We start from the raw sequence: 14,512 nt of genomic DNA on the forward strand, positions 1-14,512 counted from the left end.
ACCACAACAACCATTCACATTTATTTTACTACTTTTCTGTGGTTACTTATATTTAAAACTTTTGGTTCTCTTTAAAAAACACTGTGGAAACCCTCAAAGAACGCATAGAGAACGCCTACAAAGAAGGAAAAGACCTGCTCACCCTCCGAAACGAGCTTATCAACGAAGGCCACGACAAACAAGAAATCGATCACATCATCGAAGACACGCTCGCAACGAGTGCCGCCAAGCCAGCAACACCCCGCCAGCCACCAGCGCAAAAAAACGCTTCACAAACCCCGCCCCGCCCGCCTCAACCACCACAAATAACCCGGTTCCTTCTCTTCTTCCTCACCCCCCTCTTCATCATCGCCATAGCTCTTATCGCCTACCTTGTCATCACCACCTCACCCGCCAAGGACACCAACGACACTCTCGAAGAACCAACACCCCCACTCACGCCAACAGGGTACTGCACCCCCCTCCCCGGCCCAGAACAAGACCGATGCCTTCGAGAATACATCCTCGACGGAGGCGTTTGCCTACGCCTTAACGAAAGCATACGCTACGCGTGCTACCGCACAAAGGATATCATCATTCTTGAAAACTACCGACAACTCAGCGGCCAAAACCAAAGCTGAGCAAGAGCTCCTCAACGTCCTCCTGCAATGCTTCAACAGAAAACTCGCCATTCTCAAAGGCACTCCACGAAGCCGGCACAGGAGAACTCACAACAATAACGTGCAAAGGCGCATCGCCGTACACGAACGACTCATCCAAAGAAAACGTAAAATTCACCAACCCCCCAGACGGCCACGATGACAACTCAATTTCTGGCAACGTAACACTCTTTTTCACAGGAAAAGAACCAACCTCTCTCTTCTCCTCAGGAATCGTGATATTCCCTGTCCAGAGCAACTGGGCATCAACAACATACGTTCCAGGAACAAGCAAAACTTCTTCGTCGGTTGAACGCTTAAACGTGACTGTGGACGGCGCGCCTTCTGCGGACTCCAAAGACGCTAAGAGCTCACTGCGCTGCTCACCAGAAATCTTTCCCTCATCAAACCACTCGTCAACCTGCTCACGCGTCACCGCCTCAAGTACCACCTCCCCCTCATCCCCTGCGAACGAAAACGTCCCCACCAACGGAAACGCGCCCTCGAACTCACTCTCCGGCACACGGCGAATTTGCAAGAACACAACGTCTTTCTCCTCCAACGCTCTTAACTCAGGATCCTCACCGCCGCCGTTAACAACCAATTTCTTCACCGTTACATTGTGCGGAACACCAACCCACATACGCACGGGCACGCTCGTATCCGGCAAGCCATCAATATTCACAAACGGCCTGCGAACATCCAGCGCACCATACTTTTCAAATACCAACACGCCCCCCACGGGGCACGAAGGCAGCTGCGCAACCAACTCGCCGTTCATACTCGTCTCGCCAACAACGCTTCGTAGCCCACCACACTGGTACCGAACCACGACCCCTGAGAGGGCTTCACCACTATGGGCGTCTGTTACAACAATATGCACGTCCCTATCCACGAGAAGATGGGGCTCGTCCCACTCGAGAACATTCCCTAAACTAATATCCAGAGCAAGGTGTTCCTGCGTCACAGGCCTATTATCCCTGATGTTTGCTTCAAGGGCAAACTGAAACACAAAACCCTCTCCGTTGAAAGCAGAAGGGTCAACAATCGAGACCACATAGGGAAAACTAATATCGTACAAGAACTTATAATCTAAAAAGACAAAGCCCAACGAGCTCAAGAGCGGCAAGTCAATGTCGACTTTCGAAGGCTTGAGCACAGCCCCGCCACCCAAGTTAACATATGCGCCGGTAAAGGGGTATACCACCTTCGCCTGAAGCAAGTACGGCGCCTCACTCACTTTCACTAACAACCTGCTCAAAACGCCTTCAACGTACGGCTTGTACTCTCCATAAAACTCTTCCGGAAACGTGAGAACATCATCATTCTCAATAGCATTCACAATTTGCACCGCGTTCACGTAGGGCAAAACATCACGTTCCAAAACCTGTTCAACGTCTCGCTCAATCCAGAAATGCTCCCTTCCACGAAAAGCAGTCTGCCTCGTCGGCGGAAGCGCGCTCTCAATCCCAGAATAAATACTAATGAGTTGCATGACAACAGACTCGACAAAGCCTGTTTCGGCAGCACTCGAAAAGATATCCTCAGCCAAGCGGTACATCGCAGGGAGGGTTACGTCAACCTCGCCCGTGAAGGAATCAACAACGCCGCGCTCTCCCGACTCAAGAACTTCAACCTCCAATGGAACGTGCACCAGAGCACGCACCTGCGTTTCGCTTATGCTCACTTCCGTTCTCGCTTCTCCCTCCTTCACGGACAGCGTCTTTTCAAAATCAGGCTTCAACGCAGAGAAGCAAGACATCACACTCTTCGTAATAAATGCTTCAAGCCCGCCTTGGATGCTCGGCGAGCCTCTTGCAAGATCGGCAGGGCACACCCTTCCCGGTTCGCACAAGAACGGCTTGTTCTTCACGATCGTCCCAATAGAACCGTCACTACCGTCCTCCAAAAACAACCAGTACGGCAACACGTCAGGCTCGAACACGAACGCCTCCGAGCGAACAGGGTCAGGACCAATCATGAACGAGGAAACATCAAAAAAACCCCCTTGCTTCCCCGCGAGCTCCAAACCCGAACGGAGCGCATCCTGAACGCACGAATCCATCGCAGCACGCACGGGCGCAACTTCCCGCTGAAAAGCAGCGCTCTCTCCACTACCTCGCTCACTCTGCATCGCGGAGTAGAGAAAGAACCCTGCCGCAACAAAGACGACAAGGCCCAAAATTACGAAAACCGCGATTTGTGCCTTCTTAGTCGTTTTCCGTGCATTCTTCATCATAAATCACCGCTCCACTCCGCATCGCCACCGCTAGAGGATGAACTCGCGGCTGAAGAAGCCTGCTCGACAACGGGGCTTCCACGGCTCGCTAGCGCATCTTCTTTGAACGCTGAACAAAACCTCGTCTTAGCGTCGCGTTCTCCGTCAGGATACGGCTTGTTAAACACCAGGCAAAGCCTGGTGTACTTCCTGGCACTTACGAACGACTTGCTTACCCGCTCAGACTGGCCTGGCTGGAGCCTTTTCCAATCAGTAAAAGCGCGCCTTAACGACCCGTCGTCTCCTTCCAGCTCAATAGTAAACGCGACAGGTTCCTTTCCAGCACTTACGAAATACAACACGGAATACACCGTAGCCGAGTCGTTCAACACAAAAAAGTCGCCAACAATGGTCGCCGCAACACTTGCTTTTCCAGACGACCCCAACCGCACAATCGTCGTCTGGGAAGGCGACTCAATAACGACGCCCGACGCCGGATTGCACAAGCTCTCTTTCCACTCCTCAGGATCGACCTTCCTAGCAACTTTTTTGAGAGCTTCAGGGAAGAGGAAGTCAAGCTGCCCCTTCTTGAAGAGCGCTCCCAGCGCCATGGTCACGAGGGAATCATACGCTGCAAAGCGAGCTTGCCTGCGCACTATCTCAAGGTTCCTCCTCGCCTCCTCCAATGCTTTCGCCTCGTTCAACACATCCTTATTTTCTTCAAGAACATCTGCAAGAGTTTTTCGCTCACCGGAAGATTCAATCTTGCAATTCTCAGCACCCTCGGCACATCCGTTAACAAAGCGGTCAATGCCTTCTCCCCCCTTCCCTGATTCTGTGATTAAAAGCTCGGGAGGAACGTCTTCAAGGGGAATTGCCTCTTTGTTTCCCTGCTCATCAAGTAATACCGCCTCTTTACTCAAACCGTTCTCATCATACGAAATAATGAGGCTAGGCCCGTTATCAAGGGTGACCGTTGTTGACTTGACGGTGTTTGTGTGGTCAAGCACCACCGAAATAAATACGGTTTCTTGTTCAGGCGTCGCTTCACCAAGTACAACCTGACCGCTCATAACCGTCTCACCAGACGAGAGAACCACCGAGTCTGGCTTGACCTCCTGGCCCTGCGCATCTAGCAACACCTCCCGTTCCGGATCGTACGTGTAGACATTTCCCTGGTTATCCTTAACGGTGAACGCGACGCTCGTATCGAGACGTGCAACGTCATTATACAGGGCGTTAACCTCTTTCTTTGCGTTTTTGAAGTTGTTTCTTGCCTCTTTGAGCTTTTCTCTGAGCTCTTCGGCTTTGTCTTTGTCGCCCTTTTTCAGCGCCCGATCAAGATCTTTTTGCAACCGTTCAATCTGCTTCCCAAGCTCTCGAACGTGAGCGCTGGCTTCAAGAAAGGACTCGAGTCTTTCCAGCTCTTCTCTCTGCTCCAAATCAAAACCGCTCTCTTTGAGCTTTTCAAGAAGCTCCTTTTCCTTCTCTTCATTCAACTCCTGAGCGTACTCATCAGCCAGTTGGCTCTTCTCAATATACTCCGCGCCAGCCTCCGCAACCGCTCGTGAAACAACATCTACTTCAAAATTCGGCAAGCTAAACGGCTGCCGAGAACAGTGAGGACCGTTGCACAGGGCCTGCTCACAGACGCTGTTGGAATTATACGATACTGGTCGAAAACTGCCCGGCTTGCCAATGGCACGAATATCCTGGAAGCTTGCCAACGTCTGCGGCACGTGGCACCAAATCCCCGCCCAATTCCCCGGCACAGCGTCAGCTTTGGCACACGCGCCCTTCAAGACTTGCTCTAAAACCAGATGAGGGATGAGCGCTCGTATGTACGCGGCGATATTGCTCATGACGTTCTTAATTTCAATCACGCCCGGGAGGTTGAACACCTCTCCAACCACGGTTTTACACTCGAGCCCGCTCTTGAGTTCGTCACAGAGTGAAACGTCAGCACCGTACAACGCCTGAGTCTTCAAGCAGTTAAGATAATCGCACTGGATGAACCGCCACTTGTCAAGGTTTTCCAAAACACCCGGCAAGCAAAGACAGGTAGCAGAAGCGACAAGGCTTTCATGTAGGTTAGGAACGGTAAGATCTTTCGTCAGCTCAGCAGGCAGCTTCTCTTTTGGAATGAGTAAGGACCTTGCAGGACCGTCATCGGGATTGCAGTCCACGCCGAGCTGCTCGATAGCATCAGTGTATTTTTTCGTTTTAGCCCATTCATTCTTGCACGAGATCGCTCCGCAAACGTCACGAAGCGTGTCCGACCACTTGCTCTTAATCAATGATGATTGCAATTCACTTTCGGCAACCGCCTTAGCACCCTTGGCAGCGGCAGCCTGCCCCCCCGGGACGTTTGCAAGAGGATCAACGAATCCAGTTTTAATATTGCCAAGAAGAGCACTGATAGCAACCGCCTGATCGTACAATCCGCACACGTTCCCCACTTTTTCCAAAATGCGCTGTGCTTTGCCAATCCACGTCCAGTCAAGCATTGCCGCACCTTCGGCTTTCTTCACTTTCTCAACGAACGCTTGCCCCGGGTCGCCAAGCACCGACGAGGTCAAGCCAATGGAGAACGTTATATTGAGTCTCTGTGGCTTGTTCAATACCCGTTTCCCCACCCTACCAATCACGTTGAACGAACACAACACCTCCATGGACGGTCCGAGCTCGTTGACGGACCTGCCTGAAAATCCTTTTATTACAAAATCCAAACGGTTCTTCTCCCGCACGTCAGCAGCAGGATTGGCAATCACCTCTTGTTCGAGCGCTGAAGCAGCAACCTCACCATCTCTGAGAACGGAGCACTGCGCGTCGCCAATTCTTAAAACATGAGCACCCGGCGCTTTTGCCTCCAGCATGAACGGCACGAAAACAGGAAAGCCAACTCCTGCCTCATTTGTGAAGCTGAGAACGGCACGGGAAATGGAACTCGGCTGCACAGCGCCAGCCACTCGGGCAGAAAAGAGCGAAGGAGCATTCTCGACATTGACAAGCTCCAGCGCGGAGAACCGCGCCTTCTGCCTGGCGGCGTTCCCTACAATATCGTAAACAATCACGGTAACTTCACCCGTGCCGACCTCGCCAGCAACACTGTCGACAGAGCACACGTACGCACCCTCCTCCTTCGCACAAGCGCCCCTCACCGTCTGCCCGTCCTTGAACACCGCTTCCATTACCGCACCTGGATTCTCCTCCTCAATAACCGCTTCGATGTGCAATGCCCCGCCAGCCGTGATAGCCCCGCCGAGGTGTTCAGGACCAGTGACGTGCACTTCTTTAATCCTCGGAGGTGTCGCGTCACAGAGAAAACTCCCGCCAATTCCCTCCACAGGATTTCCGGAATCTTCCTGGGAAGGCACGCCCCGCAGACTCGCCACGCCAACGGGGACGTACGCCCCTTCACCACACGACACTTGCGCCGTTGTTTTACAGATGCTGCCAATACACTCACGAGCGCCAAACACTAACCCGCCAACTCGAACAAAAACCATCCTGTGCACGAAAGACCCTGTTGGGTTTTCCATCTCCACCGTCACGTTCGCCAAACTGCCCGAAGGCAAAAAACAAACGTCTTCAACACAAAAATCCGTGACAAACCGCTTAACAACCGGCTTGTCCACATCGAGCGTGAGCGGAACGAAAAAAGATTCGACGCTGCGAGAACCATTCCTCAGCGCCTCCACCGTGACATTAAAACCGGGACTGTCCACGAGCAAAACCAAGCCCTCAATCACGCAAACACCTTCGCTACAATCCTCAGGCTTCACTCGCAACGATCGATACTGCTCTCTCAAAATACCAAGGTTCATCTGCGAGAGATCAACAACCAACTCATCAAAATCAGATTCAGCCAAGGTGAGCGCGACACTCACGTCAGTCGGCACCGCCCTTCCCGGCGCAACGCTCTCAACAGGAACGCCGTGGCGCAAAATCTTCACATCAGAAACAACGTTAGCAAGCACAGCCGCAGGGAAGACAGCCATAACGAACAACACCACTACGCAGGCTGCAAAACCCCTCTTCATACAATCACCAAAAACAACCAAAAACTCTTTTTTTCTCTTTAAAAATCTTTCGTTTTCGTTCACCAGCGCTTTTTTTCATGGTTGCTCTTATTTTTCTCTTATTTTTGTTTATTTTTTAGTCTTACCCCCCTACCGAACCACGCCGTTGAGCACCGTGACAGTCCTCACCACAACACCCCCTGCCATGAGTTGTTCACCGTCAACGAAGACGACGCCGTTCCTCACCACCAACTCATGCTTGAAGAACTCATCAATGGAGATTGGCGCACACGCCTCATCCCCTCTCACGAACGTACCAACTTCTGCTCCGGGAACGAAAAGCACTTCACAACCTCCCTCCTTCGTATCTTCCTCCGCCGCGAGAAGCATGCCCTCGCTAACAACACCCCTCAGCTTTGCTGGCTTGAGGTTCCACACGACAATGATGTTCTTCCCCACCAATTCTTCAGGCGTGTACAACCCCACCAAGCCAGATACAATCGTTCGCTGCTCACCACCAAAATCCACGGTCTCCACAAAGAGCTTCTCTGCAGAAGGATGCTTCTCAACCCGAACAATCCTCCCCACCCGCAACGACAACGCCTTGGGAGCTGAACCCGCAGCGGGCGCCTCTGAAGCGGCCTTCTCAGCCGCTGCAACAACGCGCTCACCACGCCCGCCTTCTTTTCTCCTCCCTGCAAACCGCTGCTTGAACGAAGCAAGCAATGCATTGTCAACTTTTTCAAACAACACCTCTGGCTTGCCAATCGTGTGCCCCGGCTGAATCGACAGTTGACCAGCATCACGCCACGCCCTGCGATCAAGCCCGAGCATGCCCCACAATCGCTGCGCAGTAAACGGCAAAAACGGCTCCATCACGATGGCAAGGTCCTTCACAAGATGAACCAAGAGATACAATGCAGTAGCGGCCTGCTCAGGAGCCTCCTTCCTCGCCCGCCAAGGCTCACTGCGTTGAAAAAACGCATTCCCCTCCCCTGCCAAGAGCATAACCTTCTTTAGCGCGTCCTTCAACTTCACCTTGTGCAAAAGTTCAGTGATCTCCTCGATACGCCCACGCCAGTCCTTCAAAACGGCCGAGTCCCCAACTCCCGACGAGGGTTCAGGCACCACGCCCCCATAAAACCGCTGCACAAAAACAAGCGTCCGATTCACGAAATTCCCCAACGTCGCCACAAGCTCGTTATTGAGCTTCTCGCCAAAATCATTCCAAGTAAACGTTGTGTCACTCGTCTCCGGCCGATTCGCTAAAAGGTAATACCGCCACACATCAGCAGGAATCCCTGACGCCATAGCATCATCGCCAAACACGCCAACACCTCTCGACTTGCTAAACTTCCCTGCCTCATAATTCAAATACTCGGTGGCGTTAATGTGATCAAGCAAGACAAACCCGTCATCCGCGGCCATAAGCGTCGCGGGAAAGAGGATGGTGTGAAAAGGAATATTATCCTTGGCCATAAATTGAACCAGCCGAACACCTTGCACATCCTTCCACCACGCAGCCCAGTCGCTGCGCGCCTCCTTCGTGATAGAAATATACCCAATCGGCGCGTCGAACCACACATAAAAGACCTTGCCCTCAAACCCTTTCAACGGAACAGGAATCCCCCATGACAAGTCCCTCGTAATCGCTCTCGGAGAGAGCCCTTCTTTAAACCACGCTTTCGTCTGGCGGACAGCATTTTCCGACCAAAAACCCTCCTTGGACTGCTTCTCCACCCACGACTCGAGTTGACGTTGGAGTTTGGGCAAGTCCAAAAAAAGATGGCGCGTCTTCTTCTTCACCGGAACCGACCCGTCAATCACCGCCCGCGGATTGACCAAGTCCGTAGCGTTCAACACCCTCCCGCACGATTCGCACTGATCCCCCTTCGCCTTGTCATAGCCACAAAAAGGACACGTCCCCTCAACATAGCGGTCGGCCAGAAACATCTTTGACTTCTCACTGTAAAGCTGCTCCACCTCTTTTTCAAAAACAAACCCGTGCTGATGCACCTTAAGAAAAATCTCTTTCGTCACCTCGTGATGAACGGGGGAAGATGTCCTGCCAAACGCGTCAAAGGAACACCCGAACCACGCATACACTTTCTTGTGCAACGCTGCGTACTTGTCGCACAGCTCTTTTGGCGAAACACCCTCCTCTTTCGCCTTTGTTTCTGTTGTGGTCCCGTGCTCGTCAAGACCGCACACAAAGAGCGTTTCGTACCCGAACGAGCGACAAAACCGAGCAAACACGTCAGCGCTCAACACGCACCCGATAAGGTTCCCGAGATGCGGGACGTTGTTCACGTACGGAAGGGCGCTGGTCACCAAAACTTTCCGAGCCATGCACGAAAATAAACAAACTCTTGTTTAAATACCTTCCGAAGAAGAGAGACGCAAAACCTTTAATCCCGGAACGCCGCCACGTGAAAAACAAGAGGGTCGAATTGATTAAGCACGCAGCGCAAGAAAAAAACAGGGGTGGGAGAAAGAAGCACAAAAAAAGGGACAGGAGCACCAACAAGTGCAACACCAACGCTGTTCACGTAGTAGTCCCAACGCAGTTGATTGTTTTCCCAACACAAGCCCTTTTCTTCTTCACTTCTTTTTCACATCTTTCAACTTTTTTGTAATCGGAATCTTTTCCTTGCACGCCTCACAAGAAAACACAATAGCCTTCACCCCCTGAAAGGTTTTGCGAACAAATGGTTGACTCACCTCCCCCTTCTTTCCACACGCAGGGCAAACATAGAGGATGTGCACTTGCAAGCCTTCTTCATACTTTTTCTTCTGGACGCGGTACGCGCACGCAGGGCAAACATAGAAATCGGCGCGAACTTTCACCTTCCCCCCTTCCACCGGCTTGCCCATCTTCGCCTTCTTACACACCGGGCAATCTTCGCGAAACACCCACGCCGTCACGCTGCCGCTACCAATCGACCTTCGCGTGAAATACACGCACTCATCCATACTCTTTGGCATACGCAAACCCATACTGCATCACCAACTCACCAGCACTCCCATCAACCCATCCCGAGGCGAACAAGAGCGCGGCGTTCATTCAACTATCTTGACCACGCTGCATCATGGCAGCGACTATGACGACTGCTTGGCAACGGTCATTAATAAATCTTTGCAACCCCTCCTTACCACCAAGAACCCCCGAGCCTTCGCACACCACAACCACCCAAACCACTTTGCAGCGCTGCACCGCCTTCAAAGGAATAAGTTTATAAAAGCAACGGCGGTTTTCCTTCCCTCTGCGCTCCTGTAGCTCAGTCGGTAGAGCGCGTCCTTGGTACCGCCAACCACCTCTCAGACGCGGCTGGCAGGCAAAAAGGACGAGGTCCGGGGTTCAAGTCCCCGCAGGGGCTTTACCTGTAACCATTCCTCCAACCCCTCACTTGCTGAACGAAAGACTCTTTCTCGCGCTTCAGTCCTTTTGTCGTTACTTCAGCGGAAAAATTAAAAACACACTTTTTTTCCACAGACGCGATGAAACGCAACGTATCCGCCATCCTCGCCGCTCTCGCCGCGCTTGCAAGTGGCTGCGCCACCACGCAAAGGCAAGCGCCACCGCAAACTACTGTCAACACCCCCGCCCCTGCTGAACAGCAAACAACGCAAACCAGCCAGCCCCCCATCCACGACCTGCCATACATTACCAAACTCTACCACGCAGGAACCACACTACTAGAACAAAGCTTCCAACTCAAGCAAACCAACACTTCCCGAGCAGACGCAAGACTGCGCCAAGCACAACAACTCCTCAAAGAAGCAGACACGCTCTGCAAAAAACATCCTGATTGCGAGCCCGGCCAGCTCGTCGACCTTCTCAGCATACCACTTGAACACCAAGCACAAAGTATCCAGGAACTACAAAAGAGAATAACCCTCCTTGAACAAACACTCACCCCCGAAGAAGCACCAGAAGCACACGCCAACGGAACAGCATACCTCTTCCCAGGCCCAGCACAACCCATCACAGGCGTAAACTTGGAAGCACTCGTCAACTCCCACCCCGCCATTGACGCAGAAGTCGAAAGCTGGCTCACCTCTCGGCGACGAACACTTCGAGAAGTCTACGTGAACCTCAGCTTCATCAAGGAAACATTCAATAAACTCATTGCAAATTCGAACTACCCCCCAGAGCTGTGGTTCGGCATCATCGCCCAAGAATCCGTTTTCAGAATGCACGCAGGGTCACGAGCCGGCGCGGCAGGGCCGTTACAATTCATGCCAGGAACAGCACGCCACTACGGGCTTCGTGTCGACGCAACACGTGACGAACGCTATGACATCACCAAGGCGCTCCCCGCCGCGGAACGCTACCTCAACGACCTCATGCAAAAACATAACGGAGACCTCCTCTTAGCCCTCGCAGAATACAATACTGGCGGAAGAAAAATACACCGGGCGAAAAGGGCTCTTCGCAGAGCAGGCCTTCCTATCACCTTTTGGAATATGCGACCGTACCTCTACCGGGAAACAAGAACCTACCCCACCAAGATCCTCGCCGCAGCAAAAATAGCGCTCAACCCAACCAAGTACAACGCCCCCTTCTCCCCCGTAGACACCACCGTCATCCCTCTCACACTGCAAAGAGACGCGGCACTCGGCGCCCTCGCCATCTGCATCGGCGGCGACGCAGAAATCCCCGTATTCAGAACGTTACGCAACCTCAACCCAGCAATCAGCGAAAAAGAAGTGCTCCCTGCCGGGACGCGCATCCTCTTCCCCCAACGCTACGAAGACACCTACGACAACACCTGCCTTGAAGGCAGCCTCATCGACCTCGCCGACACCCTCCACAAAACACACTACCCGGACATTCAAGAACTGCACTACACCATCCGGAGAGGAGACACGCTTGCAAGAATCGTGCGCAAGCACCAAGACCAATGCGGCAACCTCTCCGTCCGCGAACTACGCGACTACAACAACATCACCAACAGCAATCACATCATCGCAGGGAAAACACTCAAAATACCCTGCATGACCAAACAAAGGAAGCCAAAACGTTGAATCAGGCAACAAGTATAAAAACCTCCTTCTCTTCTAGCACGTTCGCAAGCGACGAGACCTGAGCAAAACAAAGACGACAACGTCGTGTTCGCTCGCTCTGCGGGGGTAGCAAAGCCTGGTCAAATGCGCAGGACTTAAGATCCTGTCCCTCAGTGGGTTCGTGGGTTCAAATCCCGCCCCCCGCATAACACTCCTTCAGCAAAAGCGATTAACGAACCCAACGCGAGCGTGAAGCGCCTAAAAGAAAAAACAAAAAAAAACAACAGCGAAAACGACAAGCGCGCGCCAGCAGCGACAGAGCACACGCTAGCAAACCCCGAACGATTCAACCTCCAAGACGAAGCAGTTCCACTCCCGCCGGCTCCAAACATCCTTACTCATATTCACCGGCACCCAACCTTTTCTTTTACGAAACCCAATCGAATCCAACATCATCCCACCTCCAAACCATTCTGGCTATGGGTCCTTTTCCCGCAACAACGCCGACTCTTGTTGTGCAGGAACCGCCGCATCTCCTCAGCACATGAACAACACGCCAAGGATCAAGCAGCACACCCTTCACCAGCATCACAGAGCAAGAGCGGGCTCGCCATAAAAACCCTCCGCGCCCTTGTCCAGTGACCAGTCAACACAAAAACACACCAACAAAGCAGCCAAAGAAGCTTCCTCCAACACCCCTCGCAAAGAAGGAAGCGCTTAAGACGCTCCTTACTCGAGCAACCGCATCGTATCCCAGTACTTGACCAACGCGATGAAGAAAAACAAGATGAACGCGACCACGATAAAATACCCGTGCAAATGCTCACGACCCTGAAACCCAAAAAACTCTGCAAGCGTGATGAACGCCGCAATGGCAGCGAACATCGGCCAAAACCCTGTCGCCAACTGCTTTTTCTTCAAAACCACAACAACAGCAACGAATGAAAGCACAACGAAGATACCGCTAATAACCACTACATTTTGGAAAATCATTCTTCCTTAAACGCCTCAGCAAGCTCATCAAGCCCCCGCGCGAGAGGGCGGCTGACTTTCTCCTTTACAAAACGCTTCACAGAACCCTCCTGTTTCCTGCCCAAAACACGATCATATTTTTTTTCGTAGAGCAAGAGCAACGCTTTGAGCTTCTTTGAATACGCCTTCTTCGCCTGCTCATGATCCCGCCCCTCCTCGAGCTTTCTCGCAAGCTCTTGCTCAAGTTTTCGTTTTTCCTCCTCAAACCACTCATCAATATCGTTCCCGTCCACCACCCACTCCTGAACCATCAACCTATATAAAACTTTTCACCAAACGCGGCGAAACCCGCTCCGGAACGCCACTCACAAAGGAATATGCACCAATACGACATCGGGATTTAACAAAATCGTTTGAGCTCTCCGCTTCGCTCTGAACTTAAACGAAGCTGCGGAGTGTAGCAAAGCGATTGTGGGAAAAAGCCTCAGCTCGGTTTTTTCCTCACAAGCCCTGTTATATGACCGGAACGGAACGAAATGAAGTGAGAATGCACTGCACAAGCGAACGACAGTGAGCGAAGAAGGTAAAAATCACTCGACTTCGGGTTCTTCTAATTTGCTTAAACCATATGCCCGATCACATGGGAGACAATACAATCCCCATTCAAACAGGACATTTCCAGACCGTTCATAAATAAGCCAACAATCAACTACTACACAAGAGTAACTTTCGCAAAATTTATATATTTCCTATCCTTTCACGTTCTTATGAGCACGCTCCAAAACTTACTACAAAAAATAAACATACACCGTGTAACTCCGCTTGACGAGGCCCTTCGGCATGCAGAACTTGTTGGAGAAGCAGTACTCGGAACGAAAATGGGCAAACACTTATTTGGCATTGACGTAAGCAACAATGATACTCTCAGCATACTACTAGACTCACATTACTTCCAACTCTACCTTGAAACAGGTGGAACTCGTCACACTCTTAAATCCTACGCCAAAGATAAGTTAGTACTGTCTCAACGCTGGGCCCTCACAAGACTCGAGGCAAGACAAGTCTACCGCCAACTTCAAGAAAGAAATGTAAAGGTTGATTTCTACGACGGAATATCCAAGAAGCGAGTTCCACCAGAAGAATTCTTTTTCGAGCAGGAATTCACATCAAATCCGCGATCAGAACTCTAGAAGAAGAAACGCCGCCCAAAAATGCCTCTTCCTTTTTGCGAGAAACCGCCGCATACAACATCAGGATTTAACGAAATACTCGTCAGAGGATTCTGGCGAAGCGAAGAGCAACCGAGCGAAACCCTTTAAGCACTGTTAGTTTTGTCTGAAAGCTTTGAGAACGTGGATTTCTAGTGCAGCGCTCCGGCGAAGCGGAGGAAAAAATCCACAGTAAAAAATAGGCGTGTCATGTGCGAAGCACCATCAATTAAAAAAAATAAAGAATTTCGAGCACAGCACACACTAACTAGTAGTAACAAATAGAAAGATTTATAAAGTATTGATTTTCTCTCTATGGCTATGATACCTGTAGATAGAATTCGAGAATTGGCAAAAGAAAACGGTTATGGTTTCAATCATTATAAACATCCATTAGGTGAACCAACCAAAGTTGTTTTAGTTGGAGAACGGCATGCTGATTATGAA

General features: G+C 51.4%; 11 protein-coding genes and 2 tRNA genes. 7 read left to right on the forward strand and 6 right to left on the reverse strand.

Going from position 1 to position 14,512, the window contains the following annotated elements; all coding sequences use genetic code 11:
• Window positions 1–83: 83 nt before the first annotated feature.
• Window positions 84–620 carry a hypothetical protein gene (locus D6783_05865; protein RME52076.1) on the forward strand — a complete coding sequence of 179 codons (537 nt, stop codon included), beginning with the start codon at window positions 84–86 and terminating at the stop codon, window positions 618–620.
• On the opposite strand, the gene D6783_05870 is transcribed toward D6783_05865, so the two are convergent.
• From D6783_05870 to D6783_05885, 4 genes are all read right to left on the reverse strand, one after another.
• Window positions 598–2,874: a hypothetical protein gene (locus D6783_05870; GenBank protein ID RME52077.1), complete on the reverse strand. Its 2,277-nt coding sequence runs from the start codon at window positions 2,872–2,874 to the stop codon at window positions 598–600. The two genes, D6783_05865 and D6783_05870, sit on opposite strands and share 23 nt — an antisense overlap.
• Window positions 2,874–6,857: a hypothetical protein gene (locus D6783_05875; protein ID RME52078.1), complete on the reverse strand. Its 3,984-nt coding sequence runs from the start codon at window positions 6,855–6,857 to the stop codon at window positions 2,874–2,876. The genes D6783_05870 and D6783_05875 overlap by 1 nt, the downstream gene beginning before the upstream one ends.
• Window positions 6,858–7,028: 171 nt before the next feature.
• Window positions 7,029–9,227 carry a methionine--tRNA ligase gene (locus D6783_05880; GenBank protein ID RME52079.1) on the reverse strand — a complete coding sequence of 733 codons (2,199 nt, stop codon included), beginning with the start codon at window positions 9,225–9,227 and terminating at the stop codon, window positions 7,029–7,031.
• 252 nt (window positions 9,228–9,479) lie between these two features.
• Entirely contained in the window at window positions 9,480–9,752 is a 273-nt protein-coding gene (locus D6783_05885) for a hypothetical protein (GenBank protein ID RME52080.1), read from the reverse strand.
• Window positions 9,753–9,828: 76 nt separating this feature from the next.
• Here D6783_05885 and D6783_05890 point away from each other — a divergent pair, with 76 nt between their 5' ends.
• The 5 genes from D6783_05890 to D6783_05910 all read left to right on the forward strand — a co-directional run bounded on the left by D6783_05890 (window position 9,829) and on the right by D6783_05910 (window position 12,527).
• Window positions 9,829–10,155, forward strand: coding sequence for a hypothetical protein (locus D6783_05890; protein ID RME52081.1), 327 nt, complete (start codon window positions 9,829–9,831; stop codon window positions 10,153–10,155).
• Window positions 10,146–10,255 (forward strand) — tRNA-Thr (locus D6783_05895). Before D6783_05890 ends, D6783_05895 begins: the two co-directional genes overlap by 10 nt.
• 121 nt (window positions 10,256–10,376) lie before the next feature.
• Window positions 10,377–11,906, forward strand: a complete 1,530-nt coding sequence (locus D6783_05900; protein ID RME52082.1) for a LysM peptidoglycan-binding domain-containing protein — start codon at window positions 10,377–10,379, stop codon at window positions 11,904–11,906.
• Between the two features lie 99 nt (window positions 11,907–12,005).
• Window positions 12,006–12,091: transfer RNA gene (locus D6783_05905), tRNA-Leu, on the forward strand.
• Between the two features lie 43 nt (window positions 12,092–12,134).
• Complete coding sequence (locus tag D6783_05910) at window positions 12,135–12,527, forward strand: hypothetical protein (protein RME52083.1); 393 nt, start codon at window positions 12,135–12,137, stop codon at window positions 12,525–12,527.
• A gap of 87 nt (window positions 12,528–12,614) precedes the next feature.
• Here the strand turns inward: D6783_05910 and D6783_05915 are convergent, their stop codons facing one another.
• Together D6783_05915 and D6783_05920 are read right to left on the reverse strand one after the other, a co-directional pair.
• Window positions 12,615–12,878 carry a hypothetical protein gene (locus D6783_05915; protein ID RME52084.1) on the reverse strand — a complete coding sequence of 88 codons (264 nt, stop codon included), beginning with the start codon at window positions 12,876–12,878 and terminating at the stop codon, window positions 12,615–12,617.
• A complete protein-coding gene (locus D6783_05920; GenBank protein ID RME52085.1) occupies window positions 12,875–13,168 on the reverse strand; it encodes a hypothetical protein in 294 nt (97 codons plus the stop codon). Before D6783_05920 ends, D6783_05915 begins: the two co-directional genes overlap by 4 nt.
• A gap of 456 nt (window positions 13,169–13,624) precedes the next feature.
• On the opposite strand from D6783_05920, the gene D6783_05925 reads away from it, so the two are divergent.
• The gene (locus D6783_05925) at window positions 13,625–14,047 is read left to right on the forward strand and encodes a hypothetical protein (protein RME52086.1); all 423 of its coding nucleotides are present in this window, start codon (window positions 13,625–13,627) and stop codon (window positions 14,045–14,047) included.
• Window positions 14,048–14,512: the final 465 nt, after the last annotated feature.

The sequence above is a fragment of the Candidatus Woesearchaeota archaeon genome (genome assembly GCA_003694805.1).
Classification (GTDB): domain Archaea; phylum Nanobdellota; class Nanobdellia; order Woesearchaeales; family J110; genus J110.